19 protein-coding genes are annotated in these 20,290 nt (G+C 39.8%); 14 read left to right on the top strand and 5 right to left on the bottom strand.

The features are described from left to right. Positions 1–3: 3 nt before the first annotated feature. On the top strand, positions 4–261 hold the full coding sequence (locus KG708_RS02420) for a DUF3862 domain-containing protein (protein WP_213607952.1): 258 nt from the start codon (positions 4–6) through the stop codon (positions 259–261). 23 nt (positions 262–284) lie between these two features. On the opposite strand, the gene KG708_RS02415 is transcribed toward KG708_RS02420, so the two are convergent. The 3 genes from KG708_RS02415 to KG708_RS02405 form a co-directional block, all read right to left on the bottom strand. Further along, on the bottom strand, positions 285–1,652 hold the full coding sequence (locus tag KG708_RS02415) for a hypothetical protein (protein ID WP_213607950.1): 1,368 nt from the start codon (positions 1,650–1,652) through the stop codon (positions 285–287). Positions 1,653–1,759: 107 nt separating this feature from the next. Beyond that, complete coding sequence (locus tag KG708_RS02410) at positions 1,760–4,207, bottom strand: TonB-dependent receptor (RefSeq protein ID WP_213607949.1); 2,448 nt, start codon at positions 4,205–4,207, stop codon at positions 1,760–1,762. A 582-nt stretch (positions 4,208–4,789) separates the two neighbouring features. After that, a complete protein-coding gene (locus tag KG708_RS02405) occupies positions 4,790–5,218 on the bottom strand; it encodes a hypothetical protein (RefSeq protein WP_213607947.1) in 429 nt (142 codons plus the stop codon). A 338-nt stretch (positions 5,219–5,556) separates the two neighbouring features. Between KG708_RS02405 and ccoN the strand changes: the two genes are divergently transcribed. The 11 genes from ccoN to ttcA all read left to right on the top strand — a co-directional run bounded on the left by ccoN (position 5,557) and on the right by ttcA (position 15,565). Then, positions 5,557–6,990: a cytochrome-c oxidase, cbb3-type subunit I gene (gene ccoN / locus KG708_RS02400; protein WP_213607946.1), complete on the top strand. Its 1,434-nt coding sequence runs from the start codon at positions 5,557–5,559 to the stop codon at positions 6,988–6,990. Between the two features lie 12 nt (positions 6,991–7,002). Then, positions 7,003–7,677 carry a cytochrome-c oxidase, cbb3-type subunit II gene (gene ccoO / locus KG708_RS02395; protein ID WP_213607944.1) on the top strand — a complete coding sequence of 225 codons (675 nt, stop codon included), beginning with the start codon at positions 7,003–7,005 and terminating at the stop codon, positions 7,675–7,677. A gap of 6 nt (positions 7,678–7,683) precedes the next feature. Further along, positions 7,684–7,869 (top strand): cbb3-type cytochrome c oxidase subunit 3, encoded by a 186-nt coding sequence (locus KG708_RS02390; RefSeq protein WP_213607942.1) that lies wholly within the window; start codon positions 7,684–7,686, stop codon positions 7,867–7,869. Then, on the top strand, positions 7,866–8,900 hold the full coding sequence (ccoP, locus tag KG708_RS02385; protein ID WP_213607940.1) for a cytochrome-c oxidase, cbb3-type subunit III: 1,035 nt from the start codon (positions 7,866–7,868) through the stop codon (positions 8,898–8,900). The genes KG708_RS02390 and ccoP overlap by 4 nt, the downstream gene beginning before the upstream one ends. Positions 8,901–9,050: 150 nt before the next feature. Then, on the top strand, positions 9,051–9,542 hold the full coding sequence (locus KG708_RS02380; RefSeq protein WP_213607938.1) for a FixH family protein: 492 nt from the start codon (positions 9,051–9,053) through the stop codon (positions 9,540–9,542). Positions 9,543–9,550: 8 nt separating this feature from the next. Then, complete coding sequence (locus KG708_RS02375; protein ID WP_213607937.1) at positions 9,551–11,923, top strand: heavy metal translocating P-type ATPase; 2,373 nt, start codon at positions 9,551–9,553, stop codon at positions 11,921–11,923. Then, on the top strand, positions 11,920–12,087 hold the full coding sequence (ccoS, locus tag KG708_RS02370; protein ID WP_213607935.1) for a cbb3-type cytochrome oxidase assembly protein CcoS: 168 nt from the start codon (positions 11,920–11,922) through the stop codon (positions 12,085–12,087). The genes KG708_RS02375 and ccoS overlap by 4 nt, the downstream gene beginning before the upstream one ends. Continuing rightward, positions 12,080–12,751: a sulfite exporter TauE/SafE family protein gene (locus tag KG708_RS02365; protein WP_213607933.1), complete on the top strand. Its 672-nt coding sequence runs from the start codon at positions 12,080–12,082 to the stop codon at positions 12,749–12,751. The genes ccoS and KG708_RS02365 overlap by 8 nt, the downstream gene beginning before the upstream one ends. A gap of 42 nt (positions 12,752–12,793) precedes the next feature. After that, positions 12,794–13,531, top strand: a complete 738-nt coding sequence (locus tag KG708_RS02360) for an FNR family transcription factor (protein ID WP_213607931.1) — start codon at positions 12,794–12,796, stop codon at positions 13,529–13,531. A gap of 107 nt (positions 13,532–13,638) precedes the next feature. Further along, complete coding sequence (gene uspE / locus KG708_RS02355; protein ID WP_213607929.1) at positions 13,639–14,565, top strand: universal stress protein UspE; 927 nt, start codon at positions 13,639–13,641, stop codon at positions 14,563–14,565. Positions 14,566–14,650: 85 nt separating this feature from the next. After that, on the top strand, positions 14,651–15,565 hold the full coding sequence (gene ttcA, locus KG708_RS02350; protein WP_213607927.1) for a tRNA 2-thiocytidine(32) synthetase TtcA: 915 nt from the start codon (positions 14,651–14,653) through the stop codon (positions 15,563–15,565). 48 nt (positions 15,566–15,613) lie between these two features. Here ttcA and KG708_RS02345 read toward each other — a convergent pair whose 3' ends face one another. Continuing rightward, positions 15,614–16,678: a hypothetical protein gene (locus tag KG708_RS02345; protein ID WP_213607925.1), complete on the bottom strand. Its 1,065-nt coding sequence runs from the start codon at positions 16,676–16,678 to the stop codon at positions 15,614–15,616. Between the two features lie 154 nt (positions 16,679–16,832). Further along, positions 16,833–17,891, bottom strand: a complete 1,059-nt coding sequence (locus tag KG708_RS02340; RefSeq protein ID WP_213607924.1) for a hypothetical protein — start codon at positions 17,889–17,891, stop codon at positions 16,833–16,835. A gap of 324 nt (positions 17,892–18,215) precedes the next feature. Here KG708_RS02340 and KG708_RS02335 point away from each other — a divergent pair, with 324 nt between their 5' ends. Further along, complete coding sequence (locus KG708_RS02335; protein ID WP_213607922.1) at positions 18,216–19,505, top strand: amidohydrolase; 1,290 nt, start codon at positions 18,216–18,218, stop codon at positions 19,503–19,505. A 135-nt stretch (positions 19,506–19,640) separates the two neighbouring features. Then, the gene (locus tag KG708_RS02330) at positions 19,641–20,261 is read left to right on the top strand and encodes a TRIC cation channel family protein (protein WP_213607920.1); all 621 of its coding nucleotides are present in this window, start codon (positions 19,641–19,643) and stop codon (positions 20,259–20,261) included. Positions 20,262–20,290: the final 29 nt, after the last annotated feature.

Genomic DNA, 20,290 nt, shown 5'->3' with positions numbered 1-20,290 from the left:
ACCATGAAGAAGCTTCTAATAATTGCTGCAGCAGTACTGAGTCTTGCAGCTTGCTCTAAAGTCAACCTAGAAAATTACGAAAAAATTAAAATTGGTATGGACAAAACCGAGGTTGAAGCACTTTTAGGCGGCGCTGATCATTGTGTTGAAAAAACATTACATACTAACTGTATCTGGGGTGATGACACTAAAAACATCGAAATTACCTTAGTATCAAATAAAGTAACGCTGTTCAGCAAAAAAGGGCTAACGGATAAATAAGAACAACAAAGGAATAACGTATGTTATTCCTCTTTTTTTGCATCGCTGGTGTAAATAAGCTCTATGTTGACTATTTTACTGCGGTTTAAGGTGATTTTGTAACGCTGATAGAGCGTTTTATCCGATTCGGTGAGCACCAAAACCATGTTTAATTGATAGCGCCTTTCTACTCCCTGCTTAGAGATTTTATTATTTTCTAAATGATAAAGCTTGCCTTCCCCTTTTTTTAAATAACGTGCAAATGGTGCAAGATTAAATTGCAGCGTTTGCTGCAAACTATCGTAACCTGGCAAAAACTCTTTGGCACTGACCCGGGTTTCACTAGCAAAATGCAGCCATTGTGCCGCTTGTTTGTTTTGCTGGCGACGCTTAGAAAAAATTACTCTTACTTCTTTGGGGATTTTTTTAAACCGTGTGTATTCTAACCAAATAAACTGGCTCGCTACTTTATCTTTAGTAATACTATTTTTAAAAATAAAGCGCCATTTTGGCCGCCCCCGTACAATAGTACGCCAAATAATACGAGTAATATCTTCTTTAAATATTTCTCTTAGTCCGTAAATAACCCCTAAAATTAAAATAAGCGTGGCGGTTACTTCAGTAAAGGTAGAACGCGCATTTAAAATAACCACCATCACAAAAGCCATTATAACGGCCGTGACCGAGCCTTTAACCAACCGCTTTAAATAACTATTAAGATAGCGTGTTTGACGTTGTAAAATCACTCCATGCTCTATTAAACGCTGTAATAGCCGCATTTTATTGGTAATTCTGTTGGCGTCTTTGAGCGTTGACTCAGAGTTATATTGCTTATCTGCTCGGTATTCACTTTCTGACTTACAAAAGTTTAATAAGTCATTTCGCTCTTTAGCGTGATCGCTACTACGCGGGCCTTCATCAAGTAGCTTTAAAAACGTTTGTTCAATTTGCCAGCTTAGGTAGTTATCAGCATTGGTATAAAACGGGATTAACTTTTCGTTATCTGGGGTGTAACGTCTGAGTTTTCTAAGTAGGCTTTGGCTTTGCTCGCAAAGCTCCATGGCTCGTTGATAAAACTCATCGCTTTCTTGAATTTTTAATGCATCTTTCATATCAGCATCAATCGCCAGGCGCACTTGATAGCAATATAAATTTAAATTTTGTCGGTAATCTTGCTGCTCACCTTTGTTTTTACTAACAAAACGGCTTCGTACCAATGGAAGATGAATGTTATTCGCGTTATAGGCTACAAAAGATTTAAATTGGTTATTAAAGTAAGACTCTTCGCTGAGTGTTTGTGCATTGATACCCATTTCGTTTGGGATAGAAAAATAAAGATCGAGCCGCTGCTCTGCACGTGGTGATAGTTGCGGTTCAATAACAAACGATAAATTTTCGTCTTGCTTTAACAATGATGCCTCCTTTGGTTATCTGTCTGAGTTTACGTGCCTCTTTAATTTTGTTCAACAAAAAAGGCCTAGTAAAAACTAGGCCTTTTAACATTGCTAATTAGTTAAAATTAGAACTTAACGTTTACGCTTGCAAAGATACGAGAACCAATTACGTCGTAAAGCTCAGGAACAGTCCCCATGTCGTTACCACCTAGCACTGACTCAGGCTCTTTATCAAAGATATTATTCATACCACCGGTTAAACGAACATCGTCGTTTAAGTTATAGCTCATAGAAATATCATGATAAACAGTATCACCTGTACTGAAGAATTCACCATAGTACTCACCGTCCATACCTTTGATGTAACGCGCGTTGTAAAGCACGCTGATGTCGTCATTAATATCGTAATTAACTGAAAGGTTTGACTTAATTTCAGAGTAACCACCAATGTTACCATCAATAGTGCCAGTGTAATCAATTTCGTCTTGCTCAAATTCAATTAAATAAGTGGTATCTAGGTTAATGCGGTAATTATCAGCTGTATAAGAGATATTCCAGTCAATACCTGATGTATCTTGTGCACCTACATTAGTTAATGCAGAACTTAATTCAGATAAGTCACCATCCGCTGTAATATTTACTGCTGCACATGATTGCGTATTCCCAGCAAAACAGTTGCGCATTTCGTTTTGTACATCTAAGCGCGTAATTGCATTAGTAATATCAAACTTCCAGTAATCTAATGTAGTTGATAAACCGTCAGCAACTTCCCACACTAAACCGAATGTGAATGATCTGCTTTCTTCTGCTTGAAGATTATCATCGCTTGTGTAATTAACTTCGATTTGTGGATCTTGCTCGTTACCCCATGGATCTTCTAGGTAATCGAATGAACCTGTATTACCACCAAATAGTTCAGCAACATTTGGGGCTCTAAAACCAGTAGCAAGTACAGAGCGAACCATAAAGCTATCTGTTACATTCCAAGTAGCACCTAATTTCCACGTTGTTTCACCACCAAATGTTGAGTAGTTGTCGTAACGTGCAGCACCTTCTAGAGTAATTGAATCAAGCACAGGCATAGACGCTTCAAAGTATACAGATTGAACAGAGTAATCACCGTCTGTCGGGTCTTGCTGCGCCGCTGTGCTTTCGCCTCTTTGAGTAATTAGATCTGGCGTATAAAAACCACTTTCAAATCTATTTTCTACACCAATTGCGTAACCAATGTCACTTTCTGTAACAGCACTGTATCCCGCAGATAGGATGAACTGCTCATTACCACCTTCGTTTGACTCTGTATAAAGGGAGTTACTTGATACTAAAAGATCACGATTAATCGCATCGCCACTGAACCAAAGTGCTTGGTCACCGTAAATGCTTTGTTCCATGTTACCCGCATGGATTGAATTTTGAACTTTATCTTTCGAGTCATTACGACCATAAGTTGCGCTAACATCCCAGCTTGCGTTGTTATCTAAGTAGCCTTGCAATGCAACAGATGCTCTATATGTATCTGTTTTTTGCTCATAGATACGAGGACCCGCATCAACCATTCTACGACGGTACTCTAATGAATCGGCTAATACACCATCTTCATTGATAAATGCATTAGTGTATGTATTACTTAGCATTGTAGTATCTAAATCAATACTTGCAGGCTGTGGCGCTAACTGCTGGCTTGAATCACGACGTGTGTACATTAAATCAACATTAAACGTTGTATCTGAATCAAGTTCTTTATTGAAGCTACTGAATACACTGTATAAGTCACTTGGTGTTTGTGCGTAGCTTGATGGTGTGTAGTCATAACATGTGTCACGGTCTTTGAATCCACCTTGACCATTTGGCGCTTTGCCACCTAAAGTTCCCTCTGGAATATAAGAAGAACAACCTGGCTCAACAAATTTACGGTCTGACTGTATGATATCGCCACGGTTTGTGTACTGAGCACCAAATACTAGGTTACCGGCAGCCACTTGCATACCATGAAGTAAACTAACACCATAGTTTGTGCCATCGCCTTTGGTAGTTTGGCTACCTTCAACGTTTACTTCAGAGCCTTCAAAATCTTTTTTCGTGATGATATTTACAACACCAGCAATAGCGTCTGAACCGTAAACAGCTGATGCACCATCTTTTAAGATTTCGATTGATTTAATCATGGCAACAGGGATCGTGTTTAAATCAACAGAAGAATCAGCACCTGTGCCTGATGAAACCATACGGCGGCCGTTCAGTAGAACCAGAGTACGTTGTGCACCCATACCACGAAGATTAACTGTAGCAGAACCACCAGAGCCATTGTTACTCGTTCCACCTAAGCTCATACCTGCCGCTGACGGTTGGTTTGAAAGCACGTCAGCAACTGAGGTGTAGCCACTTTTAGCAATAAAATCATCACCAATTACAGTGATTGGGCTAGCCGTTTCCATATCAGTACGGTTAATACGAGAACCCGTTACTTGAATTTTTTCAATTGACTTTGCTGCTTCGTCTGCAGCTAAAACCTGAACACTTGAGAACATTGGGATCGCTGCGATTACAGCTAAACCAAGAGTTGATTTTTTCATGGATGAACCCTACTTGTTGAAAATTTACCAAAATTGGTAATGCTCACTTTTATGAGAATTTTGAGTGAGAGGAAGCAACTTAGGCGCCTTTAACTGAACGAAAACTTAACGTGGGTTTATTAAAAATACAGCAATAATTAACTGGGTTACTTAAAGGGACAAACGTTACGCATTGTTTCATTGTTAACTAATAAAAACATATAATAATCAGTTACTAAAATAGCAATAGACACATAAAAAGCACAGATGAAATCAAATGAGTGTAGTTTGTAATTAAATGTAATTATCGGGATAATGTACCTTTAATAGGTAGGTTAACATGTTAATCACAGTGCGTTATTAAAACGGTAAAACTCGATGTGAATTACTAACTATTTTTATGTAAGTAATTTATTTAATTAGGGTCTGTTGACCTTTGTATAATTAATGCAAGTTATGAGGTAGGTTACGTTACAGGGATAAATAATATAGCGTTTATCAAAAATAGGCTCGTAAACTAAGCTTGAGGGCTTTGGCGTGACTCGTAGCAAATTCGAGAAAGTATTTAAGAGTGTGTTAGACTCGGTTTAATGATTTAAACCCTTAATAAGTAACATTAAAATAGTATTCAACCGTTTGGTTGGCTGAAGTACTTTTATCAGTAGTTGTGAAAACAAGTTTCCATACCATATTTTTTTCTGCACAAATTCCCACCATCGTATTGGCTACCCATGTATTTCCTTGCCTCTTAAACTGCAAAGGAATGTAACCCATGTACATACTTACTCCTTCTAATTTAGCCTTTATCGATGTTAAGTTGGCAGGTAACTGAGTATAAATTGAAAACGGTGTTTCTGGTGATAGGGTTTCTTCGCTTAGCCATACTTTAACCTGATTTGCAAAAACACACGGTTTGTTATTTTCACACTCTGTTTGCGATTGAGATACTTTTGGTGTTGACGTTGATCCAGAAAAGTCACAACCTAGTAAAAATAGAAGGAAAGAAAGTAAACATATTTTATATATATACATGCAGGTTCTCAATGTATCTAATGAATGCGCCCAACGTTTAGGGCAACTTGGTTGATTATCGGCTTTAATAGGCAAGTAAGGTACAAATCATCTCAAAAAATAGACAGCAATTTAATAAAGTTTGATTGATGTCATATTATTACTCAATTGACCTATCTTTTTAAGGCCAAAAAATTTATCATTTCAACCGCAAAAAAAACAAGTACTTCTTGAGATTATTATCTTTAACAACCACATATTGTGGGTTTTAGATAGTATACTTTGGAATAATAGTAGGTCCTACTTTTATAGGTAGGTAATTCATTTCTAAACGCATTTATTGCAGCGGAAGCCAGAAAATGAGCCAAACAGTAGCATCACAAACTGAGTACAATTATAAAGTTGTACGCCAATTCGCTATTATGACAGTGATTTGGGGCATCGTTGGCATGGGTATTGGGGTTCTAATTGCTGCCCAGTTAGCTTGGCCAGCACTTAACTTTGACACACCATGGTTAACTTACTCTCGACTTCGTCCGTTACACACGAACGCAGTAATTTTCGCATTTGGTACAAGTGCTTTGTTTGCGACGTCTTATTACGTCGTACAACGTACATGTCAAACGCGCCTTCTTTCAGATAAATTAGCCGCCTTTACTTTTTGGGGCTGGCAGTTAGTTATTGTTCTAGCAGTTATTACTTTGCCATTAGGTATTACAAGCTCTAAAGAATATGCAGAGCTAGAATGGCCAATTGATATCTTAATTGCTGTTGTTTGGGTCACTTACGCGATTGTATTTATGGGCACCATTGCAAAACGTAAAGTGTCTCATATCTATGTAGCTAACTGGTTCTATGCTGGCTTCATTATTACTGTTGCAGTATTGCACATTGTAAATAGTATGGCTGTACCAGTATCACTGACTAAATCATATTCGATTTACGCAGGTGCTGTAGATGCTATGGTTCAGTGGTGGTATGGTCACAACGCAGTAGGTTTCCTTCTAACTGCAGGTTTCTTAGGTATGATGTATTACTTTGTACCAAAGCAAGCGGGTCGTCCTGTTTATTCATACCGTTTATCGGTTGTTCATTTTTGGGCTCTTATTTCGCTTTACATTTGGGCAGGTCCTCACCACCTTCACTACACGGCGCTTCCTGATTGGACGCAGAGTTTAGGTATGGTTATGTCTATTATCTTATTTGTACCGTCTTGGGGTGGTATGATTAACGGTATTATGACTCTATCAGGTGCATGGCACAAACTACGTACCGATCCTATTTTACGCTTCTTAGTTGTATCGTTGTCTTTCTATGGTATGTCTACCTTTGAGGGCCCGATGATGGCAATTAAATCTGTTAATGCATTATCGCACTACACAGATTGGACTGTAGGTCACGTTCACTCAGGTGCATTAGGTTGGGTTGCGATGATTTCTATTGGTGCTATTTACCACCTTATTCCTGCGTTATTCTCACAAGGTCGTATGTATAGCATTAAACTAATCAATACACACTTCTGGTTACATACTGTGGGTGTTGTTTTATACATTGTTGCAATGTGGATTTCAGGTGTAATGCAAGGCCTAATGTGGCGTGCAGTAAACTCTGACGGTACATTGATGTACAGCTTTGTTCAGTCGTTAGAAGCATCTTACCCTTTCTATGTTATGCGCTTCATTGGTGGTGTATTCATCGTTGTAGGTATGCTAGTTATGGCTTATAACGTTTATCGTACAGTTTCAGCGAAAAATAACTCACTCGAACTTGATGAACAAGCGCAGTTAGCATAACGGAGCCGGATAATGAGCAATAAAAAATCACAAAATAAACACGAAATCATCGAGAAAAACATTGGCCTTATGGCTATCTTGACTGTTTTCGCAATTAGCTTTGGTGCATTAGTGGAGATCACCCCGCTAATGTTCCAAGACGATACCACTAAGCCTGTCGATGGTCTTCGTCCTTTAAATGCTCTTGAAATGGAAGGTCGCGATATTTATGTACGTGAAGGTTGTTATAATTGTCACTCACAAATGATCCGTCCATTTCGTGATGAAGTTGAACGTTATGGTCACTACTCTGTCGCGGGTGAGTCAGTATGGGACCACCCGTTTCAATGGGGCTCTAAACGTACGGGTCCTGACTTAGCACGTGTAGGTAAACGCTACTCTGATGATTGGCATTATGCACACTTAGTTGACCCACGCTCAGTAGTACCTGAGTCAAATATGCCTGGTTACCCTTGGTTAGCAGAGAATACGGTTGATACCAGCTTAACACTGAAAAAACTTAAAATTTTCCGTGACACCTTCGGCATCAATCCTGAAAACCCAAACCACCCAGGTTTAGGATATGGGGATGACGAAGAATTAATCGCTGACATAGCCAAAGTTGATGCAATGAATGACGGTAAAGGTGCAACAGAAATGCAAGCCCTTATTGCTTATTTGCAACAACTTGGCACACATTTGAAGTAGATTATTATGGACTACGGAACATACAGAGGCATTTTAACTCTGGTTATTTTAGTATTATTTATTGTGATTGTTGCATGGGCATACAGTAAACGTAGCAAAGAGCGTTTTAAAGATGCCGCGAATGTTATTTTTGATGATGAAAAAAAACACAACAATACACTCTCTAACGAGGAAAAGGGGTCTGAGAAATGACTAGCTTTTGGAGTATATGGGTTATTGTATTAACCCTTGCATGCTTAATCATTATCTTTGGCCTACTAGTTTGGAACTTAAAAAACTACGTAGGCGTAAAAGAAGGTGAAAGCTGTGGGCATGAATTTGACGGCATTGAAGAATTAAACAATCCACTACCAAAATGGTGGACCTACATGTTCTTCGCGACGTTTGTGTGGTCGGTTTATTACCTAGCAGCTTACCCTGGTTTAGGTAACTGGGAAGGTTTAGCTAAATGGACAAGCTCAAACCAAGGTGTTACCTCTTTATCTGAATCAAAAGAAGCAGTTATCAAAGCTAAAGAAGATGGCCGTTTTGTAAAACTAGATGCTGAATACCGCGCAGCTGAAGAGCGTTTTGGCCCAATCTTTAATGAATTGGCAAAAATACCTGTTTTAGACTTAGTAGAATCTAAGTTTGCTGGTGAGGCAGCACAGCAAATTGCATTAGAAAATGGTACCAAGCACGAAAAGACGCAAGGTCAATTAGCGATTGATATAGGTCAGCGTTTATTTGCTCAAAACTGTGCACAATGCCATGGTTCAGATGCTCGTGGTGGAACTGGCTTTCCTAACCTAACAGATAACGATTGGTTATACGGTGGTTCTCCTGACAAAATTAAAGAAACATTACTTTTAGGTCGTGTTGCAGCTATGCCTCCATTTGGTGATGCATTAGGTGAGCAAGGTGTAAAGGAAATGACGGCTTATGTACTTAGTTTGTCTGGTCGTACTGTTAACCAAAAAGATGCTGAGGCAGGTAAAGCAAAATTTGCTATGTGTGCTGCGTGTCACGGTGCTGATGGTAAAGGTTCAGTTGCACATAACCTACCGTTTGGTGCGCCGAACCTAACTGATAACATTTGGTTATACGGTGGCTCTCAGCGTGCTGTTGAAGAAACACTAAACCACGGTCGTGCTGGTGTAATGCCTGCATTTAAAGAAGTTTTAGGCGAAGATAAAATTCACTTATTAACTGCTTACGTTTACAGCTTATCGCAAGAAAAATAACGATAAAGTTAACAGAACGTTTCTGTTTTAATCTTTTTATTTCAACAGATTAATTTAGATCAAAAAAGCCTCCACTTGGAGGCTTTTTTTTAGTCTTTTTATTTTATTTATTATATTATGGGCGCTCATTTTTTTAACTAAAGAGTTACTATGGAACAGACACAATGGTATAAACATTTTTGGCCTTGGGTTTTAGTTTTTTTTCCTTTGATCACAATTATCCTTTGTATTTCTTTATTTATCACAGCCATTGGTAATGGCCCTGATATGGTGGTAGATGACTACTATAAAAATGGCAAAGCAATTAACTTAGAGCTTGTTAAGTTTGATAAAGCAAAAGCGTTGTATTTACATGGCGACCTTAATGTATCGGATGAACGAGTAAGCTTTAAATTTACCAAAGGTGACACCAGTAATATCCATGCATTAAAGTTATCGTTTTATCATCGCACTATTAAAGCGCATGACTTTGAGGCAACACTTACCCCTAATGCAAATCAAGAGTTTACAGCACTATTAGAAAACTATACTCCAGGCGCTTACTCGATATTTATTGAGCCCGTCGATAAAAACTGGAAAATGAAAGAAAACGTTAGTTTACCGACCACAACCACCGTTTTAGTGACTCCTAACTATAAGTAGTAATTAGTATGTCTGAAAATTGCTTTCATTGCCTTGAAAGTGTGCCAGCAGGATTTAGCGCACATGTTGTTATAGACAATATAGCGCAGCCAATGTGCTGCATTGGCTGCCAAGCGGTTGCACAAAATATAATTGACCAAGGGATGACCGACTACTACAAGTACCGTACTGTGAGTGCAGGTAAAGTAGAGCAACTCGTCCCTGAGCAGCTCGCGTTTATTAAAAGCTATGACAATGAAGATATTCAAGATGAGTTTATTAGCACAAATAACAATAGCTCAGAAGTTCTTCTCAGTGTTGAAGGCATTACTTGTGCCGCTTGTGCTTGGCTTATTGAAAAGCAGTTACTCAACCTAAAATCGGTACAGCGTGTTGATGTAAACACCTCAACAAATCGCGCTATGATCCAGTGGGATAAAAGCGAGACTCCTTTAAGTGAACTAATCACTTCACTGGCTGAAATAGGTTATAAAGCCTACCCATTCCAATCCGATTTAGAAGCCCAGCAAAAACAACAAACAGCAAAAGCCTATATTCGTCGCCTAGGTGTGGCAGGCTTAATGACTATGCAAGTAATGATGTTTGCCTTTGCTATGTACTTTGGCATGTTTTCTGGGATGGATAGCAATTTTGAGCAATACTTTAGATGGATCAGCTTAATTCTTGCCACTCCAGTCATTTTATACAGCGCCCTGCCCTTTTTAAGTAACGCGATTAATGGTTTAAAAGCAAAGCAACTGAACATGGATTTACCGGTGTCACTGGCTATTTTTGGCGCCTATAGTGCCAGCTGTTATGCCACGGTCATGGAAGTGGGTGAGGTGTATTTTGAATCTATTTGTATGTTTACCTTTTTACTCTTGTTGGGTAAATATTTAGAATTTAGAGCACGTTTAAAAGCCAGTGAATTTACAGCTAACTTACAAAAGCTATTACCACTTACTGCCCGAACATTCGATGAAAACGGTAAAGAGCACATAATTGCCGCTAAAAAACTTAAACTTAATGATGTTGTGCTAATAAAGGCAGGCGAAACGATTCCTGCCGATGGCGTATTAATAAAAGGCAGCACCAGTGTTGATGAGTCGATGATGACCGGCGAGCATCAGCCCGTACGTAAGTATGTTGACCATAATGTTTATGCTGGAACCGTTAACCATGACGGTGTTATTGAAATAAAAATAAATAAGCTAGGCCAAAATACCCTGCTTAACCAAATTATTCGCTTGCAGCATAATGCGCTTACAAAGCGCCCAAGATTAGTAGAAATTACCGATAAAGTAGCGCAGTGGTTTGTTGCCGTATTACTCATATTTGCGTCCCTCACTGCTTTTGGCTGGTATCAAATTGACCCTGATGTTGCTTTTTGGATCACTATTTCTGTATTGGTAGCCACTTGCCCATGCGCATTAAGTTTAGCCATTCCAACCGCATTAACCTGTGCTGTGGCTACTTTAACCCGTAAAGGAATACTAATTAAACAAGCCCATGTGCTCGAAACCCTCTCAAAACTCACTTTATTTGCCTTTGATAAAACAGGGACTCTCACACAAGGTAAATTTAGTCTCGATGCCGTAGATGTTCTCAGCGAAAATTATACCAAAGAGCAAGTGCTTGATATTGCCGCACAGCTTGAAAGCTACTCTGAGCACCCAATTGCCAGTGCCTTTAACGAGTTCAAAGGTCAGCGTAAATTTGACGATGTGCAACTCCACCCAGGTGTTGGGATCAGCGCTCAACACAATAATACTCATTATGCCATAGGTAAAAGTGGTTGGTTCAATACCAAAAAAACCAATGCGCAAGCTACGCTTTATGTAAACAAGCAACCAATTGCACGTTTTTACTTTGTAGATAAAGTGAAAACACGTGCTGATAAACTCATCAACACTTTGCAAGCAGCTAATCTTAGCTGCCATATGCTAACTGGAGATGCTTCTGATGCTGGCGCAAAATTGGCTAAAACACTTAAACTCGATTCAGTACAAGCCAGTTGTAGCCCTGAAGACAAACAAAAAGCGGTAGATAGGTGGTCTGAGCAAGGTGAAATAGTGGCTATGGTAGGAGACGGTGTCAATGACAGCCCAGTGTTTGCCAGTGCGCATTTATCTATTGCCATGGAAAGCGGTGCAGATATTTCTAAAAATAGCGCCGATGTTGTGTTACTTAACAGTGATTTAGCCTCTATCGAGCATTTATTAACGATTGCCAAACAAACGCGGCGAATAATTAAGCAAAATTTAACACTCTCTTTGCTATACAATGGGTCTATATTACCGCTTGCTGCTATGGGATTAGTGGCACCTTGGATGGCCGCCATTGGCATGACCACAAGTTCAATTATAGTGATTTGTAATTCACTAAGGTTATTAAAATTATGAGCATAATTTATATTTTAGTTCCTATTGCTATTTTGTTTGTATTAATTGCCATTGGCATATTTTTTTGGGCAGTGAAAGGCGAGCAATTCTCCGATTTAAACAAACAAGGCCATAGTATTTTGTTTGAAGACGACAAAGAGCAACATAATAAAAGTAATGATTGAACCTCTCTTTATTAGTTCTTTTTTAATGGGGCTTATTGGCAGCGGACATTGCATTGCTATGTGTGGCGGTATTGCAAGCTCATTACAATTAGCCAGTAATAAACGCCAAACTTGGTTGTATTCGTTTGCCTACAACAGCGGTAGAGCAATAAGCTATATGCTAGCTGGCGCGCTTGTTGCCGGTATTAGTGGTCAATTTGCATCGCAAAACACAACCTTTTCGGTATTTTTATCTTTTTTAGCAGGTATTTTTATGCTGCTGGTAGGTGTTTATATTATGCGCTTAGCAGCAAGCTTACAATGGCTTGAGAAACTCGGTAAAAACCTCATTTGGCAACATTTAATAAAACTTAATAGATATTTAATGCCAATTGACTCGCCTTTCAAAGCCCTTGGTTATGGTGCTTTATGGGGCTGGCTACCATGCGGATTGGTTTATTCAGCCTTAACTTGGGCAATGACCAGTGGCAGCGCTATTGATGGAGCCTTCGTTATGCTAGCATTTGCCTTAGGCACATTTCCCGCCATGATCTCACTGGGTATTGTCGCACAAAAACTAAATACCTTATTTAATCACCCTTGGACACGCATAATATTAGGCAGTATGCTTATTTGGTATGGTATCTATCTCCTAATCATTGCAACAGATAAGCTAGTGCATTAACATTGGTAAATGTCGTGCATAAAAATTTAACGGATTGAACTTATGGATTTTTCTCAAAGTCGTGCTAAAGGTAATTGTGCCATTAGTTGTAATAACTGCAGTATTAGCCAGTTATGTTTACCATTTTCTTTAAATGGCCAAGAAATGGATAAACTTGATGAGATCATTGAGCGAAAAAAGCCATTACACAAAGGTGACTATTTATTCGAATCGGGTGCACCTTTAAATGCAATTTATGCAGTGCGTTCTGGATCGTTTAAATCGTACACTTTATCTGAACAAGGTGATGAGCAAATTACAGGTTTTCATTTAGCTGGAGACCTTGTTGGTTTTGACGCCATTAACAAAATGCAGCACCAAAGTTTTTCTCAAGCACTAGAAACTTCAATGGTATGTGAAATCCCTTTTGAAACCCTTGACGAGTTAGCTGGTAAACTACCAAAATTACGCCAACAGATAATGCGTTTGATGAGTAGCGAAATAACCTACGATCAGGAAATGCTTTTATTACTTAATAAAAAATCAGCAGAAGAACGCCTTGCCAGTTTTATTTATAACTTATCAGAGCGCTTTGGTGAGCGTGGGTTTTCTCGTAAAGAGTTTCGCTTTACCATGACGCGTGGTGAGATTGGTAACTACCTAGGTTTAACCGTTGAGACCATTAGCCGTTTATTAAGCCGTTTTCAAAAAGCCGATTTGATCAAAGTAGAAGGTAAGTTTATTACCATTTTAGACAATGACGCACTTGCTAGCACAGCAGCAATTGTAAAGCCCCGATAATTAAATTAATAAATTGACATAGAACAAGAATATTAGTGCTACCCCTTTAACAGTTGTGTATTTGCGTTACACTTAGTACATAACTGTTAAGTGAATGGAGCAGCACAATGGAAACGATTAAACGTATTATTGCGGTTATTGACCCAACAAAAGATGAACAAAATGCCTTAGCGCGTTCAATAGATTTAGCTAAAAAGTCAGGCGCGAGTATTACTGCCTTTATGACGGTTTACGATTTCTCTTACGAAATGACCACCATGCTTTCTGGTGATGAACGTGAAGCAATGCGTAAAGCGGTGTTAAAAGATCGCGAACTCTGGTTAAAAGATCTTGTCTCTCCTTATGAAAATATCAATATTAATACCCAAGTTATTTGGCATAACCGCCCTTACGAGGCAATTATTAATACCGTTATTAATGATAAATATGACCTAGTGATCAAAGGTACTCATCAGCATGGTGCTCTTAAAGCGGTTATTTTCACGCCAACAGACTGGCACTTAGTCAGAAAATGCCCAACCCCTGTATTATTTGTAAAAGATATGGCGTGGCCGGCAAATGGAAATATTTTAGCGGCCGTGAATGCAGTCAGTGAAAACGAACAGCACCTGTCACTGAATAAACGCATAATTAAAGATGCACAATTTTTATGTGAACTGGCTAATGCTAAACTTAACTTAGTCAATGCATACCCTGCTACACCGGTTAATATAGCCATAGAGATCCCTGAGTTTAACCCAGGGTTATATAACGAATCAGTTAAAAAACATCATATTGAATCAACAAATGAGCTGGCTAATACGTTTAACTTAACCTCTGAGCAGTGCTTTATTGAAGAGGGATTGCCAGAAGATGTAATACCGGATGTTGCAAAACGTCTAAATAGCGAATTAGTGGTTATTGGCACTGTGGGACGGACTGGCTTAAGCGCTGCCTTAGTAGGCAACACTGCTGAGCATGTTATTGACAGCCTTGATTGTGATGTACTTGCACTTAAACCCGATGGGTACGTAAGCCCGCTAGCAGAAAGTTAGCATTTGCTACATAACGTTTTAGGTATATAATACGCCCCTTTATTTTTAGCAATTAAATTTGCCGAACCGTTTTATAGGGGGCGTAGTGTCTCATTCTGCTCAAGCCAAAGCTCAGTACAACTTTAATAAGCTTCAAAAGCGTTTACGTCGTCTTGCAGGTCAGGCTGTCATGGACTTTAACATGATTGAAGAAGGTGACCGTATTATGGTCTGCCTATCGGGTGGCAAAGACAGTTACACTATGCTCGACATGCTTCAACATTTACAGCGTGTTGCGCCTATCAAGTTTGATTTATTTGCAGTGAATTTAGACCAAAAACAGCCAGGGTTCCCTGAGCATGTACTCCCTGAGTATCTAGATAGTTTAAATATTGAATACAAAATTGTAGAAGAAGATACCTACAGTATTGTTACTGATATTATCCCCGAAGGTAAAACAACCTGCTCACTTTGCTCTCGCTTGCGCCGTGGTATTTTATATCGCACGGCTAAAGAGTTAGGGGCGACCAAAATTGCTCTTGGTCATCACCGTGATGACATGATCGAAACCTTATTTTTAAACATGTTTTATGGCGGCAAACTAAAAAGTATGCCAGCTAAACTGATGAGCGATAACGGTGAGCACATGGTTATTCGCCCACTGGCTTATTGTAAAGAAGCCGATATAAGTAAATATGCGTTTAGCCAAGGTTACCCTATTATTCCGTGTAATTTATGTGGCTCACAAGAAAACTTACAACGTAAGCACACTAAAAATATGCTTGAACAATGGAATAAAGAGCACCCAGGACGTATAGAAAGTATTTTCACCGCCATGCAAAACGTTGTGCCTTCACACTTAGCTGATAATCAATTATTTGATTTTACCAACTTGCAAACGGGTGACGTTATTGATGGGGGCGATATCGCGCTCGATAAACCAGATATTCCAAAAGTGCCAGTTAATCATGAACAAGATGAAACAAACCAAGCCGACGTGGTTACCATTAATTTAAGCTAATTTTTAAGGGTTTGCAGTAATGCAAACCCTTCACTTTGTTCTATGCTGCTACTGACCAGCAGCTAATCCTTGTAAAAACTCTAAACTCTGCATTTCTTGTTTGTTTGCCTGATAAGGCAACTGCTGTAAGCTGTCGTAAGCAAAATCTTCAATAGTAAACTCGCGAATTTCACTTTCACCAAAACTGTTAAGCTCACCTGGGCTTGGCGACATACGCTCAACAACAAAGTCCCTCAACCGTAAGTCATTCGTTTGCTTGGGCAAAACAGACCAATGCGCTTTAAAGTCAATTTGCTGACTGCCCTCATTTAAACGCGCTTTAGCGACTAAGTGCGCCAATGGCGAGGTGCCACTGTATAAGTTAGCCCTTAAACGATATAACCCACTTTTTATAACCGTTAGATTGGCCGGTACTATCATGTTTTCATTACGTGGATAGGCGTTTTCAAAACCAGTGAGGGTTGCACTAGGCGGCATATAGTGTATTTGTGCCACCACAGGGACTATTTTGCCCGCGATATCGGCTTCAACTAATAATTGTAAATTACGTGGATAGTCTTCTTCACCTTTAAACGTCATTGCCAGCTCGTTTTGACGAGCCACACCGCTTTGCGTTTTTAGCGACTTTTTGGTGTCTGTATCACTGAGTGTTACTACCGCCTTACCTAAATTTGGGGCGCTTACGGTTAGCTCTACAGCTTGTGGATACACATACCGATATTGAGACAAGCTGACTGTTAACGCCCCTCCTTGCTCACCCACTGGGCTGCTAACAGGAAAGAACTGATTTGGCTTAAGTCTGTCCTCATCATATACCGTTAATGGTTGTGAATAAGGCGGAAACGCCAAACTTTGTTGATACTGTTGTGCCACCGCCGATGCCGCTTTGGCTATATCTTCATTAAACTCATGTTGCTCAGCGGGTAAAGTATTTTGCACTGGTAATTGAGCGCTCGACGTCGTTACATTAGCTGGCGAAGGAGGATGCTTAGGTGTGTTTTTATTACTAGTCGGTGTTGGTTGCAAATTAGAATAACTGGCATTGCCTTGTCCTAAAAACCATACCAAGCCAGCAACTATAATCACTAAAACTATAACGTAGGATTTTTTCATTGTTATTTATCCTATAACATCAAGCAGTTAATCACTTTTAGAACGTAAACCTGATGCAATTTGCATTAAGCTTTTTTTGGCTAAAAATAAGTCACTGCATAAAGCGAATTAGTATCAAAGCGTGCAACATAAAAAGCCACACGCACAATCACATTTATGGGATCACATTATATATAAGTGCCGATGCACTCAAATTATCTGAGTCTTTTACATAACGATATTGTTTCTTCCAAAACCAACTACCTGTGGTTTCATCTACGGTTTCAAACCCTAGCGTGTCGCCAGCTACCGTAATGTTATTCATCGCAATCGTTACATTTCCTTGTCGCTGCGCTTGTTGAATCTCATTATGACTGTAACTGTTAGTCATCATTAATGGATAATGATATGGCATAAAACTATTAACAGCATCACCTTGCGATTTTAAACGCCCATTAGTGTCAATATTGGTGCTACAGCTACCAAATGAGTTTACCGAGCTTGCACCACATGATGAGTGAGTAGCCACTACCGAGTCGTCATTACCGCGTAAAAATCCAGCCGTTAAACCTAAGTAAGCATTACCATCGGCTACAAAACGTAAACGAGGTGTGCGTGCATCAGGTAATGGCGCAATTCTGCGTGCATTATTTACTTTTAAATCGTGTAATACACCTACCGCCTCATTAACTTCACTGCCTAACCACCACGTTAGTGCGGCATCTACAGCAAAATTCCACGATGCGCCTGTTAATGTACTCACCGCTAAGTCGGCTAATTCACTGCCGCCACCAGCACCGGCTAAATCAAAGGTGGCAATAATATTAAGCGGCTGTAATCCGGCATTTTCAAGCCAGTTTTCTTGGTTATCTATAATATATCGGGCAACTAAGTCACCGGTTGAATGAGTCACAAATACACAGCCTGGCTCGCATAGATTTGAGCGAGAAATTTGCTGTAGTTTAGGCCATACCCAATCGGTGGTGATTTTTCCTTCTATTCGTTCATATGCAGGCCAATCGATGCGCTCGTCTGCGCGGTTCACCCAATAAGACTGCCAATAGCTTTGTCCATCGTTTACCACATCACTGACTGCTCTATTGGTAAGTTGTGATACCTGCAAACCATGAATTAAAATTACTTTATACTCTTTACTGAGCGCAGAAAAACTCATTAGCAGGCTTAATGCTGCTGCAAATAAAGAGACGCGTTTAAATATGTGTGTGTTGTTCATATTAATCCTTAACTGATTCAATATTTTTATTATGCTTAGCTTGTTACACGCTGTTGTCGGTGCATGGTAAAAGCAACGCATTGACCAGTATTGGGAACAAAGTTAAAAAATGCAACATTTTGTTATCATTTTCACTGTTAAGCCTAAATATCTGCGTTAAAATACGACAAAAGCGCTAAACTATTGTGCTATTTGGAACAGTTTATGGGCTTTATAAACCGCCATTAAAAACACCGTGAACTTCTTTGTTAACTATCGCACGGCACTACTTTTTATCAGCGTAATAGCGTAAGTTAGTTACATACGAACAACCAAGGAATCATAATGATAAAAAAAATAATGTGTGGTGGCTTTTTATTAACCGCCATTTCCGCCCCTAGTTTTGCCGCGAGTGTTAACACCCAACTTGAACAAGCAACACAAAGTGTGAGTGAAAAAGTCATTACATGGCGTCGTCACTTACATCAATATCCAGAACTGAGTAATCGCGAATTTGAAACCGCTAAGTACATTACTAACCATTTAAAATCACTGGGTCTTGAAGTGCAAACGGGCGTTGCGCATACCGGTGTTGTGGCTAAATTAAGCGGCGGTAAAAAAGGCCCTTTAATCGCATTGCGTGCTGATATGGATGCTTTACCGGTTACCGAACAAGTTGATTTACCCTTTGCCTCAAAACAAACATCAACCTATCGTGGCAATGAAGTAGGCGTTATGCATGCCTGTGGTCACGATACCCATGTTGCTATTTTAATGGCCGTGGCAGAGTCACTGGTAAAAATAAAAGATCAGTTAGCGGGCGAAGTACTGTTTGTATTTCAACCGGCTGAAGAAGGTGCCCCCGAGGGCGAAGAAGGTGGCGCTGAGCTGATGTTAAAAGAAGGCTTATTTAAGCAAAAGCCTGAGGCCGTGTTTGGTTTACATGTCACCAGCTCACTCAATACAGGGCAAATTGGCTTTCGTGAAGGGCCACTAATGGCCAGTGAAGATTCTTTCACAATTAACGTAACTGGGCGTCAAACACATGGTTCACGTCCATGGAATGGCGTAGACCCAATTGTTGCTTCATCGCAAATTATAATGGCAACCCAAACTATCGCCTCTCGCCAAGTTGATGTAACCAAAGCGCCTTCTGTCATTTCGTTTGGCGCGATTAACGGTGGCATACGCTCAAATATTATCCCCGATAATGTAGAGCTGATTGGTACCATTAGAACCTTTGATCAAACTATGCGTGCCGATATTAAAAAACGTTTAGCTAAAACCGCTGAGCTGGTTGCCGAATCCGCGGGGGCAAAAGCCGATGTGCATATAGATCACGGCTACCCTGTCACAGTAAACAATGTAGCACTCACCCAAAAAATGACCCCAACGCTTGCCCGTATTGCTGGTGCTGAGAACATTATTACCACCGATTTAATTACCGGTGCAGAAGACTTTAGCTATTATGCGCTTGAAACCCCCGGGCTATTTTACTTTTTAGGCGTCACTCCAAAAGATCAAAACGCTAAAACGGCACCAAGTAATCATTCACCTCAGTTTTATGTCGACGAAAGCGCCTTACAACTCGGCGTTGAATCATTATCTCAACTGGTTGTTGACTACTTACAATAACAACTCAACATAACAAGCACAGGGCTAATAACCCTGTGCTTGTTTTATTAGAGAGTGTTATTCAGCTAATATAAATCCCCTCTCGCTTACCTTTTAATGAGCGGTATAAACTCTCAAATTGGAAAGGACGCCTCAGTGACAGCAGAATATTTTAATTTTTTAAGCTTAATTGGTGTGGCTTTTTTTGCAATTTCAGGTGCGTTATTAGGCCATGATAAAGATATTGGCGGATTTGGAGTGGTGGTGGTTGGCTCAGTCACCGCGCTTGGCGGTGGCACGCTCAGAGACATACTTCTTAACCAACCCGTTTTTTGGATAGCAAACCCAGATTTTTTATATGTCACCTATGTGGCTATTTTTGTCACTGTTATGTTTATTCGCCACTTACCCGATGTGTCTAACTATTACATGTTGTTAGTTGATGCAATTGGTATGGCTATTTTTAATGTGGTCGGTATTGAAAAAGCATTAATTGAAGGCACCACCATGATGGTTGCACTTACAATGGGCATGACTACGGGGATATTTGGTGGCTTAATACGCGACGTGATCTGTCGAGAAGTGCCGTTGGTGATGCGCGAAGAGCTCTATTCCACCGCCTGTTTTGCAGGAGGCTTAACCTATGCCACGCTATTTTTGTTAGAAGCCCCTTATTTATGGTGCATTCTTGGTTCGCTGTTGGTCAGTGTTTTTTTAAGATTAGGCGCACTGCATTTTGGCTGGCAACCCAATCTATTTAGACCTAAATTCGGATAATAAGTGCAATTTCTCAGATTAGATGGCCA

Origin of the sequence: Pseudoalteromonas sp., from assembly GCF_018402495.1 — a bacterium.
Lineage (GTDB): Bacteria > Pseudomonadota > Gammaproteobacteria > Enterobacterales > Alteromonadaceae > Pseudoalteromonas.
Note: the sequence above shows the minus strand (reverse complement) of the source record. Positions and strands in the feature narration are given on the sequence as shown.